This window comes from Thalassotalea sediminis (genome assembly GCF_030295915.1).
GTDB lineage: Bacteria > Pseudomonadota > Gammaproteobacteria > Enterobacterales > Alteromonadaceae > Thalassotalea_C > Thalassotalea_C sediminis.
This window is the reverse complement of record NZ_AP027361.1, coordinates 3,657,180-3,682,971: the sequence shown is the minus strand read 5'-3', so window position 1 is coordinate 3,682,971 and position 25,792 is coordinate 3,657,180. Positions and strand designations below refer to the sequence as shown.

The 25,792-nt window shown below is 38.7% G+C and carries 21 protein-coding genes and 1 tRNA gene; 8 read left to right on the top strand and 14 right to left on the bottom strand.

All coding sequences use genetic code 11. The features are described from left to right. The first annotated feature begins 1 nt into the window (after position 1). Genes QUE09_RS16630 through QUE09_RS16620 form a run of 3 tightly spaced genes read left to right on the top strand, consistent with a single transcriptional unit; the run spans position 2 to position 3,831 of the window. Complete coding sequence (locus QUE09_RS16630) at positions 2–847, top strand: HAD-IIB family hydrolase (RefSeq protein WP_286233995.1); 846 nt, start codon at positions 2–4, stop codon at positions 845–847. Beyond that, positions 840–2,087, top strand: a complete 1,248-nt coding sequence (locus QUE09_RS16625; RefSeq protein ID WP_286233994.1) for a glycosyltransferase family protein — start codon at positions 840–842, stop codon at positions 2,085–2,087. Before QUE09_RS16630 ends, QUE09_RS16625 begins: the two co-directional genes overlap by 8 nt. Beyond that, positions 2,071–3,831 (top strand): sugar phosphorylase, encoded by a 1,761-nt coding sequence (locus QUE09_RS16620; RefSeq protein WP_286233993.1) that lies wholly within the window; start codon positions 2,071–2,073, stop codon positions 3,829–3,831. Before QUE09_RS16625 ends, QUE09_RS16620 begins: the two co-directional genes overlap by 17 nt. Positions 3,832–3,856: 25 nt before the next feature. Here the strand turns inward: QUE09_RS16620 and QUE09_RS16615 are convergent, their stop codons facing one another. From QUE09_RS16615 to QUE09_RS16605, 3 genes are all read right to left on the bottom strand, one after another. Then, the gene (locus QUE09_RS16615) at positions 3,857–4,861 is read right to left on the bottom strand and encodes a WD40 repeat domain-containing protein (protein WP_286233992.1); all 1,005 of its coding nucleotides are present in this window, start codon (positions 4,859–4,861) and stop codon (positions 3,857–3,859) included. After that, on the bottom strand, positions 4,861–5,271 hold the full coding sequence (locus tag QUE09_RS16610) for a methyltransferase family protein (RefSeq protein ID WP_286233991.1): 411 nt from the start codon (positions 5,269–5,271) through the stop codon (positions 4,861–4,863). The genes QUE09_RS16615 and QUE09_RS16610 overlap by 1 nt, the downstream gene beginning before the upstream one ends. A 105-nt stretch (positions 5,272–5,376) precedes the next feature. Next, positions 5,377–6,261, bottom strand: a complete 885-nt coding sequence (locus QUE09_RS16605) for a LysR family transcriptional regulator (RefSeq protein ID WP_286233990.1) — start codon at positions 6,259–6,261, stop codon at positions 5,377–5,379. Between the two features lie 100 nt (positions 6,262–6,361). Here QUE09_RS16605 and QUE09_RS16600 point away from each other — a divergent pair, with 100 nt between their 5' ends. Continuing rightward, the gene (locus QUE09_RS16600) at positions 6,362–6,961 is read left to right on the top strand and encodes a LysE family translocator (protein ID WP_286233989.1); all 600 of its coding nucleotides are present in this window, start codon (positions 6,362–6,364) and stop codon (positions 6,959–6,961) included. On the opposite strand, the gene QUE09_RS16595 is transcribed toward QUE09_RS16600, so the two are convergent. Together QUE09_RS16595 and QUE09_RS16590 are read right to left on the bottom strand one after the other, a co-directional pair. Then, positions 6,962–7,867 (bottom strand): hypothetical protein, encoded by a 906-nt coding sequence (locus QUE09_RS16595; protein WP_286233988.1) that lies wholly within the window; start codon positions 7,865–7,867, stop codon positions 6,962–6,964. Positions 7,868–8,172: 305 nt separating this feature from the next. Next, a tRNA-His gene (locus QUE09_RS16590) sits at positions 8,173–8,248 on the bottom strand. A gap of 150 nt (positions 8,249–8,398) precedes the next feature. Between QUE09_RS16590 and QUE09_RS16585 the strand changes: the two genes are divergently transcribed. Continuing rightward, complete coding sequence (locus QUE09_RS16585; RefSeq protein ID WP_286233987.1) at positions 8,399–8,935, top strand: DUF1285 domain-containing protein; 537 nt, start codon at positions 8,399–8,401, stop codon at positions 8,933–8,935. Positions 8,936–8,948: 13 nt separating this feature from the next. On the opposite strand, the gene QUE09_RS16580 is transcribed toward QUE09_RS16585, so the two are convergent. Both QUE09_RS16580 and QUE09_RS16575 read right to left on the bottom strand, forming a co-directional pair. Then, on the bottom strand, positions 8,949–10,169 hold the full coding sequence (locus tag QUE09_RS16580; RefSeq protein ID WP_286233986.1) for an acyltransferase family protein: 1,221 nt from the start codon (positions 10,167–10,169) through the stop codon (positions 8,949–8,951). Positions 10,170–10,204: 35 nt separating this feature from the next. After that, complete coding sequence (locus QUE09_RS16575) at positions 10,205–10,804, bottom strand: CIA30 family protein (RefSeq protein ID WP_286233985.1); 600 nt, start codon at positions 10,802–10,804, stop codon at positions 10,205–10,207. Positions 10,805–11,012: 208 nt separating this feature from the next. On the opposite strand from QUE09_RS16575, the gene QUE09_RS16570 reads away from it, so the two are divergent. Continuing rightward, entirely contained in the window at positions 11,013–12,629 is a 1,617-nt protein-coding gene (locus QUE09_RS16570) for an RNA polymerase sigma factor (RefSeq protein WP_286233984.1), read from the top strand. A 184-nt stretch (positions 12,630–12,813) separates the two neighbouring features. Beyond that, a complete protein-coding gene (locus tag QUE09_RS16565; RefSeq protein ID WP_286233983.1) occupies positions 12,814–14,316 on the top strand; it encodes a putative bifunctional diguanylate cyclase/phosphodiesterase in 1,503 nt (500 codons plus the stop codon). Positions 14,317–14,376: 60 nt separating this feature from the next. On the opposite strand, the gene QUE09_RS16560 is transcribed toward QUE09_RS16565, so the two are convergent. After that, positions 14,377–16,698: a CocE/NonD family hydrolase gene (locus tag QUE09_RS16560; RefSeq protein WP_286233982.1), complete on the bottom strand. Its 2,322-nt coding sequence runs from the start codon at positions 16,696–16,698 to the stop codon at positions 14,377–14,379. Between the two features lie 209 nt (positions 16,699–16,907). On the opposite strand from QUE09_RS16560, the gene QUE09_RS16555 reads away from it, so the two are divergent. Beyond that, on the top strand, positions 16,908–19,052 hold the full coding sequence (locus QUE09_RS16555) for a winged helix-turn-helix domain-containing protein (RefSeq protein WP_286233981.1): 2,145 nt from the start codon (positions 16,908–16,910) through the stop codon (positions 19,050–19,052). On the opposite strand, the gene hemN is transcribed toward QUE09_RS16555, so the two are convergent. From hemN to purU, 6 genes are all read right to left on the bottom strand, one after another. Next, entirely contained in the window at positions 19,045–20,415 is a 1,371-nt protein-coding gene (hemN, locus tag QUE09_RS16550; protein WP_286233980.1) for an oxygen-independent coproporphyrinogen III oxidase, read from the bottom strand. The genes QUE09_RS16555 and hemN overlap by 8 nt on opposite strands. 141 nt (positions 20,416–20,556) lie before the next feature. Further along, a complete protein-coding gene (locus QUE09_RS16545) occupies positions 20,557–21,069 on the bottom strand; it encodes a DUF2489 domain-containing protein (protein ID WP_286233979.1) in 513 nt (170 codons plus the stop codon). A gap of 12 nt (positions 21,070–21,081) precedes the next feature. Beyond that, positions 21,082–21,645: a Der GTPase-activating protein YihI gene (yihI, locus tag QUE09_RS16540; RefSeq protein ID WP_286233978.1), complete on the bottom strand. Its 564-nt coding sequence runs from the start codon at positions 21,643–21,645 to the stop codon at positions 21,082–21,084. A 719-nt stretch (positions 21,646–22,364) separates the two neighbouring features. Continuing rightward, positions 22,365–22,895 carry a VOC family protein gene (locus tag QUE09_RS16535; RefSeq protein ID WP_286233977.1) on the bottom strand — a complete coding sequence of 177 codons (531 nt, stop codon included), beginning with the start codon at positions 22,893–22,895 and terminating at the stop codon, positions 22,365–22,367. A 121-nt stretch (positions 22,896–23,016) separates the two neighbouring features. Next, positions 23,017–24,798, bottom strand: a complete 1,782-nt coding sequence (locus QUE09_RS16530; protein WP_286233976.1) for a M61 family metallopeptidase — start codon at positions 24,796–24,798, stop codon at positions 23,017–23,019. Between the two features lie 69 nt (positions 24,799–24,867). After that, positions 24,868–25,728, bottom strand: coding sequence for a formyltetrahydrofolate deformylase (gene purU, locus QUE09_RS16525; RefSeq protein ID WP_286233975.1), 861 nt, complete (start codon positions 25,726–25,728; stop codon positions 24,868–24,870). Positions 25,729–25,792: the final 64 nt, after the last annotated feature.

Sequence of the window (25,792 nt, the reverse complement as noted above, 5' to 3'; positions counted from 1 at the left end):
TATGACAGATAAATACCTCATATTCAGTGATTTAGATGGAACGCTTCTTGATCATAATACCTATAGTTGGCAGCCAGCTCAGTCGACTATTGACGCCTTAAAAGCTGAAAGTATTCCGATTATATTTAATACCAGTAAAACTTTCGTTGAATTAATTAAACTGCAAAACGCGCTTAAACTCGATACGCCTTTTATTGTTGAAAATGGCGCGGCAATTTATATTCCTAAAGGACATTTTGATCAAAAGCCAAACGATGTTTATGACCAAGGCGATTATTGGGTTAAAACGTTTTGCCAACCGAGAGCATATTGGCTGGCATTATTACTACAGGTTGGTAAGAGCTACCAAGCATATTATACCGGTTTTTCACAACTAACCATTGACGGGCTAATGGACCTTTCAGGGTTAAATGAGCAGCAGGCAAGTGATGCATTACAGCGCGAGTATAGTGAACCGTTGCATTGGCATGGCACGCTAGAGCAGCGTAATACTTTTGCTGAACTTATGTCTGACTATGGAGCCAACGTATTGTTAGGAGGCCGTTTTTTACATATCAGTGGCGCCTGTGATAAAGGGCTTGCACAGTACTGGTTAGCAGAAAAATACCGAGATCAATACCCTACCACTGATATAACGACAATAGCGATGGGTGATAGTGATAATGATATTGCTATGTTAGAAGCGGCTGATATTGCGATTCAAATTCGTTCGCCAAAACATGATTTTCCCAAGTTACAACGACAGGCGAAAGCGATTCAAAGTGACGAATTTGGTCCGAAAGGCTGGGCTGAAACCTTAACGCAACTACTCCCTTTTATTCATCAACACGAGGTGCAAGATGGCTGATTTTTATCAAAATGGTACAGTAACAACATTACATAATTTAGGCCAACGTGACCAAGACAGCTTAGAACAAGAGTTGCTGACGTTTGCGAAAAAACGACCTCTAGGTTTAATTTTACCCTCATTATATTCTGAGCTTGAAGGTAAAGCGTTGCCAGACATTATCGAAAATATCGCTCAGGTGCCTTACTTATCAGAAATTGTTATTGGTTTAGACCGCGCTGATGAAGCGCAATATCGAGCTGCATTGAAATTTTTTGGCGCCTTACCACAACACCATAAAGTACTTTGGAATGACGGACCAAGGTTGCGGGCGCTTGATGCTAAATTAGAAGCGTTAGGTTTAGCACCGAAAGAAATGGGTAAAGGTCGAAATGTTTGGTATTGCATGGGGTATGTACTAGCGTCTGGAAGGTCTGAATCTGTGGCTTTGCATGACTGCGATATATTGACCTACGATCGTCAGTTATTAGCAAGGCTACTTTACCCCGTAGCTAATCCTTTGTTTAATTATGAATTCTGTAAAGGTTTTTATGCTCGTGTTGCCGATGGAAAAATAAATGGCCGGGTATCACGTCTATTGGTTACGCCGTTACTAAAAGCATTGAAAAAGACCGTTGGTCATCATGAATATCTAGAGTACATGGATAGCTTTTTGTATCCGCTTGCTGGGGAATTTTCTTTCCGTCGTGATGTACTTAATGATTTACGTATACCCAGTGATTGGGGCTTAGAAATTGGTGTGTTATCTGAAATGCATCGCAACTTTGCGCCTAACCGTTTGTGTCAGGTTGATATTGCACAAACTTATGATCATAAACATCAAGATTTGTCCTTAGATAATGCCAATGCTGGCTTGTCAAAAATGTCGGTAGATATCAGTAAAGCGCTTATTCGTAAGTTAGCAACGCAAGGTGAAACGTTCACTGCTGAAACCATTAGAACTCTAAAAGCGACATACTATCGCATAGCATTAGACTACGTTGAAACATACCGTAATGATGCCGTAATGAATGGATTAACACTTGATATTCATACTGAAGAGAAGGCGGTAGAAATGTTTGCCATGAACATTATGACTGCTGGGCAAGCATTTTTAGAAAACCCCATGGATACACCGTTTATTCCTTCATGGAATCGTGTTGTTAGTGCGATGCCTGACGTATTAGATCAGCTTAAGACAGCTATTGAACTTGATAACGAAGAATTTTCTCAGGGGTCGTTGCATGGTAAATGCGCTTGATAGCTTAACGCAGAAAGTATGTCAGCAGCTGGCTTTTATTTATCGAGACGTTGCACACGTTGATAACTATCAACAATTAGCGGAACAACTCATGGAAATCATGCGTTTTCCTGAAGAATTGCACGCTGTGGAGCCGTATAAAAATTTGTGGTCAGAACGAGATGTGATCATGATCACATATGGCGATAGTGTTATCGAAGAAGGAGAAAAACCGCTAAAAACACTACAGAATTTTATCAACGACTACATTGAAGACACCATTAATGGCGTTCACATATTACCATTTTTTCCGTTTAGCTCTGATGATGGTTTTTCAGTGATCGATTATTCATCAGTAAATGAGGGGTTAGGCGATTGGTGTGATATTGCCGCTATTGCAGAAAAGAAACGACTAATGTCTGACTTAGTGATCAACCATTGCTCAAGTCGAAGTTTGTGGTTTACAAGCTTTTTGAATAACGAAGGTACGGGTAAAGACTTCTTCTTTACTGCTTCGCCAGAAGATGATTTGTCTGCCGTTGTTCGTCCTCGAACATCATCACTTTTGAAGGAGGTAGACACCGTTAAAGGTAAACAATTTGTTTGGTGTACTTTTAGTCATGATCAGATAGATTTTGACTTTAGAAACCCCGAAGTATTGAAAGCGTTTGTTAGTATTATTCGACAATACTTAGATACGGGGATTGAAATATTTCGCTTAGACGCTGTGGCATTTCTATGGAAAATAGTGGGCACTAAATCTATTAACTTACCGCAAACACACGAAGTGGTGCGCTTATTACGCACATTAATAGAACATGCTAAACCCAGTGCAATAGTGATCACTGAAACCAATATTCCTAATACTCAGAATTTAACTTATTTTGGTAATGCTAACGAAGCACATGCTATTTATAATTTTTCATTACCACCATTACTCTTAAATACCTTAGTTACTGGTGATTGTTTATATTTGAAGCGTTGGTTAATGAGTATGCCGCCGGCACAAAATGGCACGACATATTTTAATTTTATTGCCTCTCATGACGGTATTGGTTTGCGCCCTGCTGAAGGATTATTGAGTGATCAAGAGCTTAATGTGCTCATTAATACCATGAAGCAATTTGGCGGCAGAATATCGTGGCGAACAAGTGATGATGGTCAGCAAAAAGCCTATGAAATAAATATCGCACTATATGACGCACTGCAGGGGACAACTGCCGGACCTGACAAATGGGGAAATGCGCGATTTATTTGTGCACATGCGATAATGTTAGCGCTAGAAGGTATACCGGGTATTTATATTCACAGCTTGTTAGCGACGAGAAATGACGAGGAAAGATTAGCGCATACCCATCATAATCGCTCTATCAACCGTCATCGATGGCAGTATGATCAGCTAAAGCAGTTATTGAACGACAATCAAAGTCATCACCATCAAGTATTTCAAGCAATGCAGGAACTTATTGCAATTCGCACTAATCAACCAGCATTTCACCCTAATGCCGTGCAGTTTACCTTGCATTTAGGGTTGCAGTTATTTGGCTTTTGGCGCCAAAGTGTCGACCGTAAACAAAGCATATTTTGTATAAGTAACATAAGTTGTGAACCACAACCATTGATGTTAAGTGAGTTAAATTTAGTCATAACAGAATCTTGGTTTGACTTGATCGCAAAACAAAAAGTGAGTGATACGCTTGAACGTATTACCTTGCAACCTTATCAAACGGTTTGGATTTGTAATCAACCAAACACGCTAGCGTAGTGAAAACTTATTATTGTTTGAGCTGTTATAAACTTGGCGATGCGGTTATGGCTATAGGCCAGCGCTGAAAAACACCGTCACTGGTTATAGATGCCATACTGTTTGACGAAATAATTTCTACAGCGATCACTGAAGAGCGATAGCGTTGCTCATGCTTATACGCTTGCCATTGTGCGAGCAGTTCTCCATCAGCAACGCGCCAAAGTTGAATCGTTTGTTTTGGTGAAGCAGATAACAACCATTTATTTTGATTGCCAAATGTACTGTCATTAAATTCGATAAACTTAATACGCGTAGCTAACGTTGCTATAGGTTTTGTATCACTTAATTGCCAGAAAAAACGATCTTTAATTGCATCAAGAGTAAACGCAAGTTTAGCGTCTTGAGAAAGTGCTACGTGGTTCACACGGGTTTGGTGAGTGTAAGTTTGTATTACCTTTCCAGTTTTGCTATGCCAAAGCGTTGCCTGTTTATCACTTGATCCTGTAAGCGCTTTCATCCCATCGCTAGAAATCGCAACAGTATTAATGTCTAAGCGATGTGGCGTAAAGGTGTTTATTCTCTTGTCATGAACTGAAACTATGCTAGCTTGACCGCTGCGAAAAGCCAGTATAATAGCGCTTTCATTCTTTGCCATCGCGATATCATTAATAATATTATCACCAGCAGACCACACACTCATTAACCTGCCGGTGGCGAGTTCATAGAGGTGAACGTTAATTCTATTTGAGGTATAAAAATAACGCTTACTATGAGAAATGCCTAATAATTCGATGAGCTTAGCATCCAGTCCTTGCAAGCAATATCGCTTAGTGTTTAAGTTATTATCCCAAAGGCAAATTTGATCATTATCGCTGAAGAGCGTTAGTTCTCCGTCATGACTAATATCTGCAGCCTTCAATACCTTGTCGCTATAAGCTTGAGTAACACTGGCCGTCGACGTATAGACTTGTTCACCAAAGCAACCACTGAGGGAAAGTGATAGTAATATCGCTATTATTGCGGTGAGCTTTAAATGTTCGCTTCGCATTAAATCCATCGCCTTACTTGTTGGCAGTAGTCAAGATAAGGTTGTCCAAAAAGATGTTTTAATATGCGCTCTTCTGGCTTTATTTGAAAGTATGTGATGTACAAGATGAATAATACAACAAATAGCAATAACAGTAGATTTGCGGTATATAAACATAACGCTATTAACCAACAACTAAAACCGAGGTACATCGGGTTTCGTGTGTATTGATATACGCCTGAGTTAACTAACCTAGCACTCGTTTCTGGCTTTGTAGGATCTACGGTTGTGTTGGCTTTCCTAAAAGCAATGACACCGGCGATACACACAAATGTACCGCTTATGAGAAAAAAAGAAGTCAATACTAGTTTAAACCATAGAGGTATTTCTATTGGTGTAGTTGCATCTTTACTTAACCATATTGCAATCATAAATATGCACATAAGTAATAATGGCGGAATGCGTAATTCAAGAAATTTCATAGTATAAATTGATTGCGTACACGTATATTAATTGACGAGTAGAAATTATTTTCTTTAAGCATACTCAATTTCTTGTATAAAGTTTAGTAATTGTAAGGTTAAACTTTGTTTAGCGATATTGGCAGGCCATAAAGCATAAAGCGGTATGCTTTCAATTTGCCAATCAGGTAACACGTGAATTAATTTACCTGATTCAATGTGATGCTTTACTAGATAACTGGGGGGCGTTGCTAAACCTGCGCCAAGTAATGCTAACTCTGTCATAGCATCGACACTGTTTACGGCGATTTTGTGACGATATTTTACCACGGCATTTGCATGTTTATGGTGAGTAAACGTACGTTCATTCTTGAGCATCGACAGCTTAATCCAACGCCAAGTCATCAGGTTTTGAGGCGCAATGGGCTTATTATGTTTGGCAAAATAATCTTCAGAGCAGACTAAGCAGCGCTCTATTTCGCCAATGCGTTTCGCTTTTAGTCCACTATCTTCAAGACGTCCAGCACGAATAGCGAGATCAATGCCTTGGGCAATAATGTTTTGTTGCTCATCTGTATAATGTAAAGAAAGATCTACTTGCGGGTGTTTGTTAGAGAAAGCGACAATTTTTTCGGTTAAAGGTGCTCGAATAAGTGCTGTGGGTAATGAAATTGTCAAACGTCCACTTAATCCGCCGAGTTCAGTGTGAATTTGATCCAATCCCATTTGCGCGGAAGATAGCATCGTCTGTACATGCTGAAAGAATTCTTCGCCTTGACTCGTTAACGATAATGAGCGTGTTGAACGATACAATAAAGCGGTATTTAATTTAGTCTCAAGTTGGCTAATATGATAACTAATTACTGAAGGCGACAATGCTAGTGATTTTGCTGCAGAACGAAAAGAGCCAAATCTAACGACTTCCGCGAAAACAGCCATACTTTTTAAGTCATCAATCATACAATTGTTCTATTTATTGGAATTATTAAATCTAACTATAGTATCTAATAAAACAAAAGCGAACGAATTATAGTAGCTATTGATAAAACAAGGAACGGATATGGCACTATATTTCACAATGATTTTATACACACTTTCGATGTCGGCTTCACCAGGGCCAGTTAATATCGTTGCACTTTCTTGCGGACTATCTGTTGGTGTTCGCAAGTCACTCGCTTTTGTTAGCGGCGCAACACTTGGGTTTATATTGTTACTCTTTACCGTAGCAAAAGGGCTCGCAAGTTTATTTAGTATTATGCCAGCATTACCTTTTTTCATTACGATATTAGCTAGTTTGCTATTGATAGCATTAAGTCTTTCAATGATTAAAACACGTGATATCGGGCTAATATTTTGTCAGGGAAAAGGTAGCAGTTTTTACTTAGGGGTTGCAATGCAATGGCTTAATCCAAAGGCATGGCTCGCGAGTGGTGTTGCGGTGACCTCTTTTCAGCTAACGCTTGATTCATCATTACTCTATATTTTCTTAATTATTTATTTTGTTGTCTGTTTTTTTTCAATATTAGCATGGTCTTATCTCGGAAGTAGGTTTGCGAAATACTTAACCGAACACCGAGTGGTGTTACTTACTAAGTTTCTTGGTTTCGCCTTATTCATTATTGCCTTTTATTTGTTGTATTCTGCAGTAACAGGCTATTAATTAAAGTAAATAAATATTTTTACCTCGCTTTATAATGTAATTATTCAAGAGTTTCGCATCAACTAAGTCTGGTATGATTCGCCAAACGACCATGTAATAAAGAGCATCATTTCTTGGCAGTTGAAGATTATAAGCATCCGCTAAAATAAACAGGGCTAACGCTAACTGCTTTTTGTTAATTATTGCTAGTTGGTTTTCGGCAATTGTTGATAACAGAAAGGTTTGTAAAATAGATTTTAGTGCGACGTAACCATATTGTTTTTTTGCAAGATCTTTTATCGATGCAGTATAAAACGCTTTTTCGTTTATCGTCCGCTCGAATTGTGTGTCTGTAGAAAATTGAAGATCTAGAATTTTATACGCGGTTTTGATTAGTGTGCCAGTGGTAGCGGCTAAGTTTTCGGCTTGTTCACTGCTAATGCTACTTTCGCGTTTGTCGATTGTTTTAATATCAAAATCATTATTAGGCCTTACTTTAGCAGGAATAATTGATAGTAGTTGGTTACGTAATTTAAAATATTGATGGAAAGTATAACTATTACATTGGGGAGAAATTGTTTGTAGTTTTCGGTCAATTGCTATTTTTACTGGGTGTTTGTTGTCGATTGTTACCGCACCACGTAAATAATGTAGCAATGTAATAGACATAGGATTATTACATATTTCTTGCTTTGTAAACGCAGTTACGTGTGAGCCTGCAATGTCAAGTAAAGACGGATTTTGATTTATTGGATACAGCTTTGCTATACGATAAACATTTGAATAATGATCTTTGTTGGATTCTACTATTAGTTTAGGTATATGCGAATTGTTTGTATATTCAAAAGACGCAAATATATTATTTGCATAACAGGGAATTGTTAATGCTACTAGATACAATGTTACAGATAATAGTTCTTTAATCATTAGCGTTCCCTGCTGTTATTTATTTTTTGATTACTTTTTCACTATATATTGTTTAAAAAGTGATTTCTACGAAAAGCTTAGTAGGTTTATTGAAAACTTTAACGTTGAGGGGATTTGTACGTGATTGAGACTATTGATCGCTGTTATTGAGAGGTGGTTACGTTCTAACGAAACATAGAGAATAGAGCGTGTAGAAAAGAGTGGGGTGGCATATGGGACTTGAACGCGCGGTAACTAAAATAACGGAATCACGATGTGATGACGTTTCAGCAAGCAAAGAAATAATAAGAAGGTAAAGAAAAGAGTGGGGTGGCATATGGGACTTGAACCCACGACAACTGGAATCACAATCCAGGGCTCTACCAACTGAGCTAATGCCACCACAGAATAGCAAGCGATTAACAATCAAGCCTTGATGTTAATCGAAGTGCGCGAATTCTATAGCACCTCGTAAACCCTGACAAGTACAAATAAGAAAATATTTGAAAATTTGTTAGAATTAAGGGCGTCTTAAATAATATTTGTATCGTTATGTCATTAGAAAAACTCGTCGAACAACTTAAGCAGCAGGAGCAAGGTTACCCGCCTGTTGAAAAGTGGGATCCACCCTATTGTGGTGAGATGGATTTAACCATAAAAGCTAATGGTGATTGGTTTTATGGTGGTGGTATTTTTAAACGTATGGCATTAGTTAAATTACTTGCTTCTGTGTTGAAGAAAGAACAGCAGCAATACTTTCTAGTGACGCCGGTCGAGAAAATAAAAATTCATGTGGAAAAACATCCTTTGGTGATCACCCAGTGGTGTTGGCTTGATGAGCATTGTACGGCGATGCAGTTAACGACTAATGTCGGTGATTCGTTTATTCTTGATGCAAATCATCCTGTAACACTAGAAGAAGATGGCAGTTTGTCTGTGATAGTTAGGCGAAATATACCTGCTACTATTCACCGTAATGTTTACTATCAATGGGTTGAATTGGCTCACGAAGCCAAAGTAAATAACAAAACGGCGATGGTATTTCACAGTGCTGATCAACGTATTAATCTCGGTTTTATTGACGAATAGGTACCAACAAATATTATGAAGTAACGCTGGGCTTTTTAGCCAACATATGTAGTTTCTTTCGCCCATTTAGTACCGTACCGATAATTGTAGAACGCACAAATAATTCATAAAGTACAAGCGAAAAAGCGATTGTTAATGTGCAAATACTTATGAGTTTTAAGAACCAGTGTAGCTCAATTTCTGAAAACGCAATTTGCAGCCAAATAACCACAGGTAAGTGAATGAGGTATAGCCAATAAGAAGCACTAGCAAGGTAACGCATAAAGCCTCGAACCTCACGGAATACTCGGCAACATAAACCGATAAAGAGCGATGTTAATAACCACATTGTTAAGGCGTACGTTAACGTGAAGCATACATGCAGTAACTCATGTTGTGGGTGTCCAGTTTGTCCTTGAAAACTCGACAACATTACCGTTAAAACAACAGCAACGAAACATAACACTATCTTAGGCCATGTAAGCTTTGCATATACTTCCATTAAACCTTCTTGTTTATTGATTAACCACCCTAAACTAAAGAAACCTAAGTATATAAACAATACAGGAAAATTAGGTATAAGACTCTTATCAGGTGTATCCATACCCCAATGAGACATAAACCATAAACTAACCGCTATTGGTACAACGACGATGCAAAGAGCGATTGGCGAATAACATATCCATGCGATTACCTTATTGATAAGTGCTGTCACTTTATGTTTAACGCTAGGGCTTATACTTATTAAACTACGTAGTATGAGAATGATCGCAGTGATGATTATTAAGTAGTATAAAAACCACAAATGGGTGCCAACAAAAAGTCCGTTAGGTAAGTCTTTTAAACTCATAATGCCTTGTATCAATCCGTCACTAACATCAGCTTCTCCTCGCATACTTTCAGCCCCGATTACCCAGCCCGATACCAACATGGGGCGTAATAGAAACCAACCGATGATAAAAGGAATAACGATTCTTATCCCTCTTGTTGCTAAAAAGGCATGAAGACCGTTTTTTTGTATTGCCATATGGCTAAAAAAGCCGGCGATAAGAAAAAACAACTCCATGCGAAATGAATGACTGATCAGCACAAAAATAGAGACTACGTTGCTCGTTGAAATATCCATTACTGCCCAACCAATGAACATAGGCAAAAAGGATAAACTCGCGTGGAATACAATACCCAATAATAATGCCAATGCTCGCGCAGCATCTAGATAGTCTAATCGCCCCTTTGTTTGCGTTGAAACAGTCATTTATATGTTCCTTAAATATTTGAGTATTGACGAGCTTAGTAAAAACTTACTTCGTCAATTTCGACATCATAAGCTGCTTTTTGCATGGCAAACGCCACGATACTGAGGCTATTAACGGTTTTCGGATTTAATGACGTTTGCTCTGACCAAGCTCTATTCATCATCTTAAAAGGCAGCTTTACTTCGTGGAATTCCCCATCGGTTGGAGTAGTAACCGGCATTGCATGGTAATCAAAATTCGTTACTTCTGTGCTATTCGCCGAAACGGAAATACTGCCTTTATCAATTTTCAGTCGTAATCGCACACCCGTATATTGGCTTAAATCTTTCGGCATTCCTTTGGGATCAAGTAATAAAACGGTACTTGCCCAACCAGGTTGTCCTCTTGGAGGAATGATATCGCCAGCTAGATGCATAACACCATCGACGATTTCGACGTTTGCTGTTGTGTTACCGCCGGCAGTTTTATCGGTGATAAATGTTCTCGTTAAGCCTAACGTGTTTTCTTTGTCATGATTAAAGTCGTCAACAAGCTTGCCTAACGTATTGCTATGAGCGGCACTTGAAAACAACAGTATTGCTGCTAGAGCTAAAGTACTGGTACTTTTATTTCTGCGCTTATTAAAATCAGTCATATTTTTTCCTATATATTGTAAAATGAGTCTTATGCGTTAAATCGTTTTAGTAACGTCAACGTCGTCTTAGCCAATAAGTACCAAAGACACCGGAAAAGGTGACAAAGAAAATGAAAATAAATTTTTAAAAAAAATACAAAAATATTAGCGTTTATTGTCACTTTTAATTTTTAGTAGGCACTTATTGGTATTAAGACGGGAAATAGACATGATGAATCTTTTTAAAAAACGCCCCCCTTTACTTGATACGAGCGATGCACATTTAGTGCTGAATTCATTGGGTGGTGACAGATATGCTTTTTGTGAAATCGTTTCACGCTATCAGAATCTACTCTGCTCATTGGCTTTTTCTTCGATTGGCGATATCAAGCAAAGCGAAGATCTTGCCCAAGAAGCCTTTATTGAAGCTTGGAAAAAACTTGATACGTTAAGAGAGCCAGAAAAGCTTAAATCATGGTTGTGTGGTATTTTGCGGTTTAAGGTCAGCCACTTTCGTCGTAAAGAAGATAATCAACCGGTAAAAAATGCGGATGAGCTTGGTGAACAGCATGACAATGCGCACCAAAATTCTGAGCTAGACGAAGCGATAATTGCTCAACAGGAGCAAGCTTTATTGTGGAAAACTTTAAACACATTGGATGAAACCTACCGAGAGCCCTTAGTCTTATTTTATCGAGAGCAACAATCTGTAGAACGTGTTGCGATAGAGCTCGACCTTACCGAAAGTACAGTAAAACAACGGTTATCTCGTGGGCGTAAACTATTGCAAAGCACTATGAATACGTTTGTTGAAGAAGCGTTAGAAAAAAGCAAACCAGGCGTTGCATTTACCACAACTATTTTCACGCTTATTAGTGATATTGCGCCGCCAGCAAAAGCCGCGGTATATAGTGCCGGTGTTGTTAAATCGGGCAGTTTATTTAAGCTCACAACCGTTTTATCATTTATTGCTATTTTCTCAGGCTTTATAAGCTCATTTTTTGGGCTAAAAGCCGGTTTAGATCAGTCACGGACAAAAAATGAGCGTCGATTAGTGATTAAGTCTGTGGTGTTATTTATTACGCTAGCACTTATATTCGTTGTGACTATGCTTGGTTTGAAACATTATGCATATGTCTCTCCAAAAAACGCTTATTTAGTAACTATGCTGTCTCAACTTGTGGTTTTCGCCTTTATTGCGAGCTATTTATTTCTTACTTTTGCGATGAATACTGCACAAAAAGCATTGCGTCAACGAGAGCGTATTTTTCACCCGGAATACTTTACTGATGAAAGTGAAAAAGTTTCAGCTAAAAAACGTGAATATATAAGTAAGTTACATTTGTTTGGCGTACCACTTGTGCATATTCAATTTGGTATACCAGAAAAAAGCGATAAAGCGGTTTTTGCATGGATTGCAGGAGGAAGCGTTGCAAAAGGTCTTTTATTTGCTTGGGGAGGTATCGCGATTGCACCTATTAGTGTTGGCATTGTTTCTGTGGGGGTATTTACCATTGGTGCTATTGGTTTTGGTTTATTAAGCATGGGGACAGTGGCAATAGGGGTTGTTGCATTCGGTGCTTCCGCCATTGGTGTTAAAGCATATTCATCGCTATCTTCTTTGGGGTGGGAAAGTGCGTTAAGTGGTGGCTTTGCTATCGCTCATGAAGGTGCGATCGGTGGATTAGCTTACGCAGAGCATGCCAATACAGAACTAGCCGCTGAAATTGTTAAACTTACATTGTTTGAGCAAAACTATCATTGGGCGTTAGGTATACTTGCTATTTTGGTGATTATACCGGCGGCATTATATGCGAAAAGTGTTAGACAACGGATGAAAGTCTAAACACACTTAACTGTATGATCTATAATAGAACGGCGGATTAGTTCCGTGTACCAAAATCTAAATGATTTCGTCTATGGGCGGTGAATGAGAGCTCTTTCATCTATATTGCTTGATGTTTATAATCATGATTTGGTAGTAAAAGGAATTCTTCCATATTTAACGTAGAGTACAGTGAGCACATTTCATGGATAAAGTCGTTAGTTCGGCCGTTCGGATCGCCTTCTATTACGCCATCTTTGCTGGCCTTTGGATTTTATTCTCAGATTTAGCGGTTGAAACCTTCATAGATAGTGCAAATTTACGCGCACTTGCACAAACTTATAAAGGGCTTGCCTTTGTTGTTGTTACCGCTATGTTATTGCTTATTCTGGTATACCAAAATAATAGAACATTGGAAAAGTCCAATGATTTAGATAGCCTTACCGGGCTTCATAGCATCAACATGTTTATTCGTACCCTCGACAAATCCATTAGAAAATTAAAGCCAAATGAACAGATTATCCTCGGTTTTCTCGATATTGATGATTTTAAAACCTTGAATGACACCATAGGGTTTGAACGTGCCGACTTATTTCTTCAAGAACTAGCCGTAGATATTACTGAAATAACACTTTCTGGTTCTGTTACTGCGCGATTACAGGCTGATCAGTTTGCTAGTTTTGCAATAATAGACACTAATGATGAATTTGATATGGACGACCATGTATTAGGTTTTCAGCGACTTTTTGCTCATCGGGCAAAGAAGCAAAACATTGATGCAACATGTTGCATTGGCGTTGCTTTATTTCCAAATGATGGCGTTACGGCGAAAGAATTGATGGTTTCAGCAACAGAAGCATTGGGTGTAGCAAAGCAGCAGAAAAATGCTATTCAATACCATGATCAAGCGCTAACTAATAAAGCCATGCAGCGACGTCAAATGGTATTAGATTTGCGGCAAGCGATACAGGAAGATAAGTTGACTATTGTTTATCAGCCTAAATATGATTTAAATACATTAACCGTCAGTGGTGTAGAAGTATTGGTGCGTTGGGTACATGATAAACACGGCTTTATTTCTCCGGCTGAGTTTATTCCTTTAGCTGAAGATAACCATTTAACAAGTGCTATTTCAATGCTTGTGGTGAGAAAAGCTGCGGAACAATTACATAATGCAAATTTATTAGGCTCAGGTTTAAAACATGTTGCTATTAACGTGTCGGCGACGGAATTTAATAACCTTGAAGAAATGCGGGCGTTAACACAGTTTATTCAAAAGCTTGATTACTTTTCACCCTATGTGCGCATTGAAATTACAGAAACAGCGACATTAACTGATATTAAAAAAAGTGTTGGTGTTATTGCGGATCTTCAAGAGAGTGGTATTACCTTCTCAATAGATGATTTCGGCACTGGCTATACATCGTTGACCATGCTGAAAGATTTGACTGTGGATGAAATTAAGATTGATCGGTCTTTTGTGTCTGAAATTGAGCATGATGAGCGTTCGAAAACCATCGTAAATGCCATCATAGCCATGGCTCAGAGTTTTGGTGTTAATATTGTTGCTGAGGGGATAGAAACAGCGAAGCAAATGAGTTTATTACAAACCATGGGCTGTCAAGAAGCACAGGGCTTTTACTTAGCTAAACCTATGCCCATTAATGAATTGGTCACCCATTTAAAAGAGAATAGAAAGCTACATTAACGTTGTGTAAAAAGAGTCCCCTCAACGGTATTGCTAAGGGGAGTTTGATGGGCTGTGCTGTTACCAAATGCGTAACGGCAATTTTATTTCACTATCGTTATACCACTTAATGGTCAGTGGTTTGCCAGCATCAGCGATAGTTTCACTACTAACATCTTTACCTGACCCCATATTTACTTGCGCATTGCGGTTTTTATTGACATTGAGCACAAGCGCTAAACGACTTCCTTTATCGAATAGTTTAGCGGTCATTCGAGCATTTATGATAGGGATAGTTGTTTTTTCATTAGGGATTAATAAGTTGCGTTTACTCATGTCAGCGGCATAACTCGCTCTACTTATATAAGTTTGTAGATGCATGCTCTTACCTGCGCTATCGATAGCAAATAAATTGTAACCAATATCTACATCTTTCTTATTAACGGCAATTGAAAATGTGCCGGTAATTTGTCCTGACAATTCCATGGCATGTTCAAATGGGTCGGTCATTAATACTATGCCATTATTAACGTCGAAAGTGTCTGACATAATTGGCCATGGAGAAACGTTATGCTCTGTTGTTCTGTCGGTCATATCGACTGTTTGCTGTATAAAGCTTAGGCTTTGCTCTTTGATTGTAGTAAATGAGTAGTGACCTTGCTCACTGGCTTTAGTGCTAAAGTAAAAAGGCTGAGCATCTTGATTCATCTGTGCAAGCGAAGGCTTATGTCGCCATTGATTGCTTCCCATCAATTGATAGTTGACTTTATCTTGTAGGAGTTTCGGTTTTGGCTTGTTTTTCAACAAATAGTCAAACCATTGAAAAACGACCTCTTCAGTGTCTTTTTCTAATGCAACGTCATCTAGCTTATAGTTACTATGGTGTGACCTGACTTTATTTTGTGCCGTATAATGATTATACGGGCCAATAAGTAAGGTGTGGTCAGCATCTGGGTTATAGGTGTAATGACGTGTTAAATAATCAATTGCTGAAATTTGTCCGCCATCGAAATAGCCTGTAATGGTTAATACTGGAATATTGATGTTTTTGTATTCTTGCTTTACAGGCACCATTGATTGGTAGTATTGATCAAAGCTTGGGTGTTTTATCCATTTTTGAAACCATGGGTTACTTTTTCCATCTATTTTGTCAATTGCTGAAATTGACTTTCCACTTTTAAATAGCTTTTCTACTAAAGAGCTTCGCTTTTCCCAGTCGGCGTAAACGCTATCGTCAAGTGTGTTATTGTTGGTAACATGAAAAGCCCATTCATAATTTGCCGTCAGCATAATGTTGTTTTCGTAAGGTAAACCTGTAATTAAGCTTGCGGCAGTATAGGGAGCGATTGCTTTAAGCGCTTTTGGCATATATTTTGTCGTTGCCCATTGTGTAAAGCCGTTATAGCTTCCTCCGTACATAACGACATCACCATCACTCCAAGGTTGTTTGCTAATCCAGTTGATGATCGCAGCAGCATCTTTACCCTCGTTTTCAAAAGGAGTGATTTCATGGCTACTCGAACGTTTTCCTCTTGAATTGGCAACAACGCCTATATAACCATGTGCAGCAGCATGCATTGCGGTTTTGATATGGCTTGCTTCATCAGCATATATGGTAAATTGCATTGCCGTTGGCATGCGTTCTAGTCTTTCCTTTGGCATAACAATGGTTGTTGCGATTTCAATGCCATCATCTGTTGTGATCAGTAGCTCTGGTTGAATGTTGAATCGCTTGTTCTGTTCTGCGGCAAGCATAGGTTGAACTACAGGTATCACGTCTGTTAATACGCGGTATAGGTGAGTATTTGTAATTAAATTAACCGCTTGGCTTATTGAAAGTGATTTGTTTTGTTGTAGATCTTTAAATATGTTGTGGGCATAGTCTTGCGCATTATCGATTGACCAACCAAGTGCTAAAGTTAGGTTGACTAATTTATCATCATCCACTGTGTTAAGCTGAGCAGCAAAAGCTTTTTTTATTTCGCGAGTAAGTGATAATGATGTATCTTTTGAAGATGCTAAGACATTAGCGCGCAACAGGTAGTGTGTATAATTAATGCCATTTGGATGTGACTTGATAAGCTCAATCGCTTTTTTGTGGTGCCCAAGCATTGACAGTAATGCAATTTTGCTAAACATACCTTGTTCATCTATAGCGGCTTTTGGAAGCTGTTTTGCTAACGAAAGTAACTGCAGATGGAAGTCGTTATTGGTTAATAATTGCAATGCTTCTTTACGTGACTTTAACGACGCTTTTTGAAGTAAACTAGGCGTAACTAGCGTTGTTGTTGCATCTGCTGCCTTTACTTGCGTGCTGACAATTGTCGTTAGCAAAAGCGAGTTTATTAATAGCCTTAAAATAGTGCTCTGTGTCGATTGAACTATGGAAGAAATAGTAGCCATCTCTTTTCCTTGTAAACGTAATGTATGGTGCACTTGTTTCTTTAAGTCGTAACAAGTAAATCTTTGTCTGTAAGTTAGTGGTTATGTACAAGGAAGTCGTGACTTATAGCTGACTTAGTAGGATTTTTTGATGACTTTTGATGACTTATCGTGACCAAATTAGTGAATTATGATAGTTTACAAATACTTAAAAAGGCGTAGAAAAAAACATGCGTTGGCAAATAGCACAATTCATTTTTTGTGATCAACAACAATCACTTACAGATAATAAGCATAGACAACAGTTAGAACCGATGACGGTTGAACTGTTACGTTACTTTTGTCAGCACCCCGATGTAATTATTAGCAAAGATGAATTAATCACTAATGTGTGGCTCGGAAGAATTGTTAGTGATAATGCTGTCAGTAAGTTGATCACAAAACTTAGAAAAGCTTTTGTTGATGATGCTAGGCGACCAAAGTTTATCGCAACGTTTCCCAAAAAAGGATACAAGTTTATTGCCTCAGTAAAGCTGCTTGACGAGAAAATTGAAGACGAAAAAGCATGCACTGAAAATCTTCAACCTGCGTCAAATGAAACTGAACTGACGATAACACCAGAGACTTCAACCTCCGTTAAACAACTATCTGAAAAAGAGAATGAAACAACAGTTACTAGGGTGGGCAACCAAAGTGTTAAATCGTCGCGAAAGTTAATTATTATTATCTGTATGATGATACTGAGCATGGTTGTTTTTAGTTGGCAGCAAAGCAATAATCAACAAATAACCACTTCAGCACAAGCACTAACGACCGATGCCGGAAACGAACTCTTTGCTGAATTTTCCCCTGATGGTACACGTGTCGCCTATTTGTCTTCGGTCGACAACAATATATACCTAAAAATAAAACGTTTAGCAGACGAGAAAGTGATCACTGTTGATGATCACAATGGTCTAGGGGTTGGACCTGCAAGCTGGAATAAAGATGGCTCTAAGTTAGCGTATTTAGTGGCTAACCCTGAACAGTGCCAATACTTTATCCGAGAGGTAGAAGGCTTAACGTTAAAAGAACCTCAATTAATACATAATTGCACAGCCGGTAGTTTCGGCAAAATTTTATTCACTCATGATGATAATCTTCTTGTGTACGCTGAAAATAATGGTGCAGGAACACCGTATACAATGTTTTCCATTGATCTCAAAACGGGTAAACAAAAGCGTTTATCTCAACCAGATATTTATTTAGGCGGTAACTATCAATTTGATTTACACCCATCAAAAAATATCTTACTGATATCCTCACCAGATCAACAACAATGGGAAGGCTTTTATCGGTTAGATCTTGATAGCGATAAACTAACCTTGCTGTTTAAGCTTAATGCTTATGTTTGTTGTGCGATATGGAGCCATGACGGAAAGCATGTCGTTATGATGGGTGAACACCCAGCTCATGATTTACTCCGTTATGATTTAACGGGTAAAAAAGCAGCGGTTATCTTTGCAGGTACAAGAGTTATTCGGGCACCTAAAAGGCATAGTAATGGACGAGATTACCTGTTTTCTGCCGGTAATAAAAATACAGATCTAGCAGTATTGTCACTGGATAGTGCACAACAATCAATGATTGCTGATAGTTCTGTAAATGAGAGTTTGGCTCGCTTTGCTAACACCTCTGACGTTATCGCATATATCTCATTAGCAACAGGCCATGAAGAGGTTTGGTTAACCTCATCGGCTAATCAGTCTCGTACTAAATTAACTCAGTTTAACGATGATAGGCATTATATAGACTTAAGGTGGTCACCGAATGATGACTATTTAATGGCATTAACATTAAATGAGATTCACCTTATTTCTGTGAAAGATGGACGTTATCAGCGCCTTAAAATACCGCAAAATGAGATGAAAGGTGTGTCATTTAAAAGTGATAATATCATTGCCTACAGTGTAAAGGTGGCCGAACGTTGGCAAGTACATTTCTATAATTTACAGACTAATTCGGTAACTAAAGCTGAACCAAAATGGCAATTTGTCCATTTTAGCGCTAGTGAAAAAGACACCCTATGGCTTGATCAACAACAACAACTGTTTGTCGGTAATACCGAACAACAGCAGGTGAAACATCACAATCTTGCACCATATTTCTTGGATGGTCGTCAATTTAATTTACACAAACAAGGCGGTCAGTGGTATTGGTTTGATTATCAAACGCGAGAAATATTAACACTTGCCGATGGGCAAAAGCAGAGTGATGCTAAACCGCTCGTTAGTTCGCGTGTAAGCGACTTTGACATTACGACCAAGCGCTTGCTCTACGGACAAGTAAAACAAGCCAATTTAGACATTTACCAAACGTTACAAGTGACTAAATAACGCGAGAAAATCGTTGCTGATTTAAATGTTGCTTCATATAGGCGTCAAAACTCATCGCGATAATGCGGATCAGTAATCGTGCGCGTTGATCAACATAAATATGCTGATCACTTAATACGACTAAACCATCATTAATAAAACATGTAAGTGATTGTAAATCTTCAGTAAAGTAATGATCAAAATCAATAGAAAATTTATTCTCAATCGCACGTTTATCGACATGCATATTGCACATCAGAGACTTAATAACCTCGCCACGAATTAGATCATCCTCAGTCAAATTCAGCCCTTTAGAGATTGCTTGTCCTTGCACGTCAATGGCACGGTAGTACTGCTTTAGATCTTTCTCGTTTTGACTGTAGCTATCGCCAATGGCGCTGATGGAAGAAACGCCTAAGCCGAGTAAATCATAATTTCCTTTGGTGGTATAACCTTGAAAGTTACGGTGCAAATGACCTTCTCGTTGTGCAATAGCGAGCTCATCGCTAGGTTTAGCGAAATGATCCATGCCTATAAATTCATAGCCATACTGACAAAACCGTTCAATGGCTAATTTCATTAACGCAAATTTCTCCTCGGTGTTTGGTAACCATTCATCACGTAACTTACGTTGAGCAGCAAAGCGACTTGGTAAATGAGCGTAGCTAAATAACGATATGCGATCTACGTCCATTTCATAGACCTTATCGATGGTCTTACTAAAGGTGGTGAGAGTTTGATGGGGTAAGCCGTAAATTAAATCAACATTTACTGAGCTAAATCCTAATTGTTTTGCGCGCGTAATGATACTGGCAATAAAGGCTGTTGATTGTTTGCGATTTATGGCTTCCTGCACCTTGCTATCAATGTCTTGCACACCAATACTTAAACGGTTAAATCCTAGGTCGTGTAGATGATCAATAAGCGATAAATCTATTTCACGCGGGTCGATTTCAATGCTCATTTCTAACTGAGGATCAAAAGAGAATGCTTGCTTTAATTGATATACGAGAAAGCTTATTTGAAGTTTAGTTAAAAAGCTCGGTGTACCTCCTCCCCAATGAAGTTGTTTAACGGTATACCCGTCAAATAATGACGCTTTTTGTTTAATTTCTTTTACTAAATAATCAAGGTAAATATCTGCTTTATCTCGATGGCGAGTGACAACTTTATTGCAGCCACAGTAGTAACATAATGAATGGCAAAACGGGATATGAACGTAGAGTGATAACTCGTTGTTTTTAGAGTTACTAACAGCACTAGCAAAGTCGGTCGCTTTGAATTGGTCATGAAATTCAAGTGCCGTTGGGTAAGAAGTGTAGCGAGGACCACTGGTGTTGTATTTAGCCAGAAGTGTTTGGTCAAAAAATAGATCAGTTTGCATTACGTTACCCTCAACGACTTATATTAACAAAGACGTGCAGAATTTAGGTTGCACGAATGAGAATATTTTAGTCGATTACGTAACGACAGTGTTTGATCAAGCGCAAGCTTTTAGAAAAACAGCATTAGGCGCTTGCTTTTACTAAGTGTTTGAGGCTGATACTCGTATACTCAGGGTAGAAATACGTTCGTTTGCATATTGGTGTAATCGTTCAATATCTTGATGAATATCACTTTGTAGCCTTGTTTCGGCTTTCATACGTTCAAGATCGAGCTTCATGCGCGCACGTTTTTCTAGCTTTTTTCGTTCTTCAAGAATTGGCATGTGCTTTATCGCATTATATAGTTCAAAAACACTCGGAAACTCCGACGCGAGTTCGCTTGACGTTTTGAGTGATTCAAGCAGTACGCTTATTCGCCAACAACCTTCTGAAAGATCGCACTGCTCTTCTTTCAATGCACGTACAATAATAACGACGCTGTCGAGTATTTTTTTATCGTGTTCCGCTAAGTGTTGTTGCTGTATTAACTGCGCTTGTGCTTGCTGTTTTTTCTGTGTGTTAAGTTGTTTTAATAACATGCCGGCATAAAAGGCAAGCGCGGCAATGATAAGTCCACCCGTTACAATTAACTCGAGCCAATATTGTTCAAACATAGTTGTCCTGTGTTATTGATAATCTGAAAAGTCTTGTTTATCAAGCGAATCCCATAATGCATCATCATCTTTGGCTTCGTTATTATCTTCTGTTACTTCATCAGATAAGCCTAGTTGTTCACTGATAACGTGATGTCTATCCATTAAACGATTAAAGTACTCTATTTCTTGCTCGCTTAACGGTAACGCCTGATCTTGTTTAACAAGAATTGCTTGTAACATTTCATCTTCTTCAATACTGATCAACTCGTCATTCAGATCAGCGGTATTATCAATGACATGGACCGGCGCTACACGAGGCGCAGAAGGCGGCTTTTGCTGAACCTTTTTGGTGGGCGCAGTCGTTGTTGTTTTACCAAGCGGGATGGGTTTTTTACTACCTAAGCGTGGATCATTATTTTTCACTGGTTGCTGTGTTGAAGTATTTTCACGCGCCACTTGCTGTCTATTACCAGGCTTTTTGCCTTTTTGCTTTTTAGGCTTTTTGTCTTTTAGCTCGGCAAGTTTTTGTTTTTCTTGCTTAGATAACCTTACTGGCGCTGCTGAGGAGGTTCTGGATTTCTTTTTACGTGTCATAAGGCTTACATTAACAATGAATTATGAAATCTATTTTACTGTAGATTTGTGTTTGAGGGTAATTATTCCGTCACTGGAAAGAAAAAACGATGGCAAAGCCATCGTTTTAGGAGAATTATTGTCAACTATTGCGACAAAATGCATGTTCCAATTTAGTGTATTCCATCACTTTGGTAACAATCCCTGTGCATTCTCTAACAGTGTTCCCGTTTATTATTACTAGCTTCCCTTGATGTTTCTACTTATCGGTCATCCTGACACTTTCTTAGGCTTTCCCTAATATCCTCCTGGACATAATTGTCATCCATCCTGATGAGGAGTAAACCATCCCTATTCTCAATATTACATACTACTTATTATTAGTATTATTAGTTTCCGTACCGTTTTATTGTTTCCGTATTCTGTCGCTATCCTCGATAGCTGCACTTACTTTACCGAATTTAAACTGTTAAGCAAGTGTTAAAATGGTTAAAAATACATCATTTTGGTGAAAAATTAGTTAAATGTATGTTTTGCATGAAGAATAAAAAAGACAATAAATTTAGGTTAAAAATTAATAGCCAATGTCTTACAAAAGGTGAGGAAATAGTATTACAGCGAGCTGTGGAGGAGTAGGTAAATCGTTCTTCATCTACTATTCAAAAAAGTAAAGGCGAGCAATGTATATAACTCGCCTTTGCCTTATCGTGAAACGATATACACTTTCAATAACGATCTATTTAGTCATGTTCGTGCAACCAAGCGGCATGTTTTGGCGCGCGCTTGGTAACTGCCCACTCATCTATCATGGCGTGAGCAACTTCATTTAACTGCTTGTATTGTTCTGGTGTGCCGATATCAGCAGCAAGTTCCAAACGATGACCACTTGGATCGAAAAAGTAAATAGATTTAAAAACACCGTGATGAACTGGTCCTAATACGTCTACGCCTTTACTTTCTAAACTCTCTTTAGCTTCCACGAGTGCATCAACATCTGCTACTTTCAATGCCAAGTGCTGTACCCACGCTGGCGTGTTTTCATCTCTGCCCATATCGTCACTATTAGGCAGCTCGAAAAACGCCAATACGTTACCCATGCCGGCGTCTAAAAATATATGCATGTAAGGATCCGGTGCTTTCGTTGAAGGTACTTCATTTTCAGCAATAGCTAAAACCAGATCCATATTAAGCTTATCTTTGTACCACTCTACAGTTTCTTTGGCATCTATACAGCGGTATGCAACGTGATGCACTTTCTCAATGTTAATCATGCTATTTGAACTCTTATTTATGAATAAGATCATCATAAACTAAAAGTAACAAATGTTACTAACTTGGTTGCAGATCTATCTATAAACGTGGTGTTCTTTTTTATTTACACATATATTGCCATCAGCGCAGAATATGCCGCCATTGTTGGCTTAGTGCTTCATTGTCAACGCTTAAACTAACACCCGTTGTAGGTGATTCAATGAAACTGATGTCTGTTTGTAACAGTTGATCATCTCTAAAAAAGTGGCAAGAAAGTGCATTGTTCGTGGGCAAATAGCTAGCAAGTTGCTGTATGCTTTTTTCATTCATTTTTAGGCCATCTATAGCGATTAATACGTCATTCACTGCTATTCCGGCTTTGGCTGCGGGGGAGTTTTCTAACACTTGTGTTATCTGTAAGCCAAGCGACAGTGTTTTATAGTGTGCTCCTAAATAAGGCGCCGACATTTGATTTTCGCTAGTATCAACACTATTAAGCTTAGTAAACTTACTATTTGTATAATTAATGCCAACTTTCTTTAACAAGGGCGCTAAATCAACGGGTGCTTTGGCATCTAGCAGGTGTGTAAATGCATCGGTGATATCTTCACCACATAATATGTTGGCAATGTTGATAAAATCTTCTTGCTCGGTACCAATACCGGGGCGACCGAAGTGTATCCATAATTCTCGCATCAACTGATCAAGTGAATAGCGACCTTTAGATTTTTCTCTGATGGTTAAATCTAGCCATAAAGCAATCAACGCACCTTTTGTGTAGTAACTGACAATATTATTAACGGCGTCTGGTCCTTGCTTATAAAATTTGGTCCAAGTAAAGAAGCTAGACTCCTTCACACTTTGTTTTAGCTGTCCATTGCCTCGGCTAACACGGGTGATCGCTTTACTGAGAATTTTTAGGTAATCTTCAAATGAAATAATGTTGGCGCGGTATAACGAAAAATCATCATAATATGAGGTGATACCCTCGTATGCCCAAAGTTGTTCAGTGTAGCTTTCCTGATTTAACTGATAAGGTACAAAGGCTTTAGGCTTAATACGACATACGTTCCAAGCATGAAAATATTCGTGCGAGCATAACGAAAGAAAGGTTTTATACTCTTCGCTGAGCTCGTCTTTTTGTTGAGGGTTTGGCAGATCAAAGCGGCTCGCCTGTAAAATAGTTGAGTTTTTATGCTCTAAACCACCAAAGCCACTTTCGAGTAAATGGGTAATAAACCAATATTCATTGAAGGGTGCTTCGCCAAATAAATCAATATGATGTTGACAAAGTTTAGCTACATCGTCTGCAATGCGCTTTCTGTCACCATAATGTTTACTGGTAAACACCATGTGATGTGTTACACCTTCTACTTGAAATTCAAAACTGTCGAAGTCACCTATGGCAACAGGGCAGTCAATGAGTTCAGCATAGTTGTCAGCAATGTAATCACCAAATTGGTATTTATCGGTATGCTTTGCTCTTCGCATGCCTGTGGCAACACGCCAATGCTCGTGAGCAGCAGGACATTCAATGAATAGTTGGCATGGACTCTCTTGTAAATTATCAACGGCTAAAAAAGTGGAGCTACCATTAAAAAATCCACGCTGAGAATCGAGATAGGCCGTTCTCACTGATAAATCGAATGCGAATACTTGATAGCTGACCGTTATTTCACCCGAACAAGCACCGAGTTGCCAACGTTGTTTATCTAACGCTGTTAACGCTATCTCTTGGTTTTGTTGATTTTGTGCAGTCAGAGAAATAAGATTTTTGGCAAAGTCTCTGATCATGTAACTGCCTGGAAGCCAAGCAGGTAAAGATAACGTGTAATTTTGGTGTTTATCTGCTGAGAAAGTTAACGAAACATCGAATAAGTGATGATTTACATCATTAGCTGCAATACGGTATTTAATAGTCATGAGAAAAATTAGCTATAAGGTTTTAGCACCGTTATACCTAAAACCTTTAAAAGATCAATAAAACCGAGGCTAATTTAAAATAACCGTTTTATCTTTGTTAAGACAAATACGCTCTTCAGCATGCATTTTTACCGCGTGGCTAAGTGCGGTTGCTTCAATATCGTGACCCGCATATACCATTTGTTCGATGGTGTAAGTGTGGTTTATCGCTTTAACTTCTTGAACAATGATAGGCCCTTCGTCAAGATCTGCAGTCACATAATGCGCTGTTGCCCCAATCACTTTTACGCCTCGCGCATGGGCTTGATGGTAAGGTCTTGCGCCTTTAAAGCTTGGTAAAAATGAGTGATGAATATTAATGGCTTTTCCACGTAACTGCGCACACATATTATCAGATAAAATTTGCATGTAACGGGCTAGTATAAGCAAATCACCTTGATACTGTTCAAACAATGCCATGAAGTTAGCTTCTTGTTGTTGTTTCTGTCCTGGCGCCATTGGCAAATAATGGAAATCTACACCATGCCAATCAACTAATGATTTGCAATCTAAATGGTTCGATATCACAGCAACGATGTTAACGGGTAAAGCGCCTGCTTTCCATTTGGTGAGCAACGAGACTAAACAATGATCATCTTTGGATACGGCGATAACGACATTGGGTATATTATGTTTTTCGCGCAGTCGATACTGTAAGTGTAATGGCTCTGCTAATTCTTCAATACCTTGTCTGAATTCATCTATACCGCCCGTCATATGTCGATCGTCAAAAGCAATTCGAGAGAAAAAAGTTTCAGTATAAGGATCACTGTACTGGGAAGTTTCAGTAATAAACGCACCATGTTCAAATAAATTTTGCGCTACTTGCGCCAGTACCCCCGTTGTATCAGGGCATTGCCATGTCAGTATGTATTCGTTAGCGTTGCTCATAAGTACCTCCTTGCCGCGTTAATTAAGCAGTTTGCCAGTTTTTAAACCGCTTGTATCAGAACTT

Coding starts and splice junctions, on each gene's coding strand:
- QUE09_RS16565 (WP_286233983.1), top strand. CDS start 12,814: ATGGATAAAGTCGTTAGTTCGGCCGTTCGGATCGCCTTCTATTACGCC.
- QUE09_RS16555 (WP_286233981.1), top strand. CDS start 16,908: ATGCGTTGGCAAATAGCACAATTCATTTTTTGTGATCAACAACAATCA.
- QUE09_RS16595 (WP_286233988.1), bottom strand. CDS start 7,867: ATGATTAAAGAACTATTATCTGTAACATTGTATCTAGTAGCATTAACA.
- QUE09_RS16625 (WP_286233994.1), top strand. CDS start 840: ATGGCTGATTTTTATCAAAATGGTACAGTAACAACATTACATAATTTA.
- QUE09_RS16610 (WP_286233991.1), bottom strand. CDS start 5,271: ATGATTGCAATATGGTTAAGTAAAGATGCAACTACACCAATAGAAATA.
- QUE09_RS16630 (WP_286233995.1), top strand. CDS start 2: ATGACAGATAAATACCTCATATTCAGTGATTTAGATGGAACGCTTCTT.
- QUE09_RS16535 (WP_286233977.1), bottom strand. CDS start 22,895: ATGATTAACATTGAGAAAGTGCATCACGTTGCATACCGCTGTATAGAT.
- yihI (WP_286233978.1), bottom strand. CDS start 21,645: ATGACACGTAAAAAGAAATCCAGAACCTCCTCAGCAGCGCCAGTAAGG.
- QUE09_RS16615 (WP_286233992.1), bottom strand. CDS start 4,861: ATGCGAAGCGAACATTTAAAGCTCACCGCAATAATAGCGATATTACTA.
- QUE09_RS16570 (WP_286233984.1), top strand. CDS start 11,013: ATGATGAATCTTTTTAAAAAACGCCCCCCTTTACTTGATACGAGCGAT.
- QUE09_RS16575 (WP_286233985.1), bottom strand. CDS start 10,804: ATGACTGATTTTAATAAGCGCAGAAATAAAAGTACCAGTACTTTAGCT.
- QUE09_RS16585 (WP_286233987.1), top strand. CDS start 8,399: ATGTCATTAGAAAAACTCGTCGAACAACTTAAGCAGCAGGAGCAAGGT.
- purU (WP_286233975.1), bottom strand. CDS start 25,728: ATGAGCAACGCTAACGAATACATACTGACATGGCAATGCCCTGATACA.
- QUE09_RS16545 (WP_286233979.1), bottom strand. CDS start 21,069: ATGTTTGAACAATATTGGCTCGAGTTAATTGTAACGGGTGGACTTATC.
- QUE09_RS16600 (WP_286233989.1), top strand. CDS start 6,362: ATGGCACTATATTTCACAATGATTTTATACACACTTTCGATGTCGGCT.
- QUE09_RS16620 (WP_286233993.1), top strand. CDS start 2,071: ATGGTAAATGCGCTTGATAGCTTAACGCAGAAAGTATGTCAGCAGCTG.
- hemN (WP_286233980.1), bottom strand. CDS start 20,415: ATGCAAACTGATCTATTTTTTGACCAAACACTTCTGGCTAAATACAAC.
- QUE09_RS16530 (WP_286233976.1), bottom strand. CDS start 24,798: ATGACTATTAAATACCGTATTGCAGCTAATGATGTAAATCATCACTTA.
- QUE09_RS16605 (WP_286233990.1), bottom strand. CDS start 6,261: ATGATTGATGACTTAAAAAGTATGGCTGTTTTCGCGGAAGTCGTTAGA.
- QUE09_RS16580 (WP_286233986.1), bottom strand. CDS start 10,169: ATGACTGTTTCAACGCAAACAAAGGGGCGATTAGACTATCTAGATGCT.
- QUE09_RS16560 (WP_286233982.1), bottom strand. CDS start 16,698: ATGGCTACTATTTCTTCCATAGTTCAATCGACACAGAGCACTATTTTA.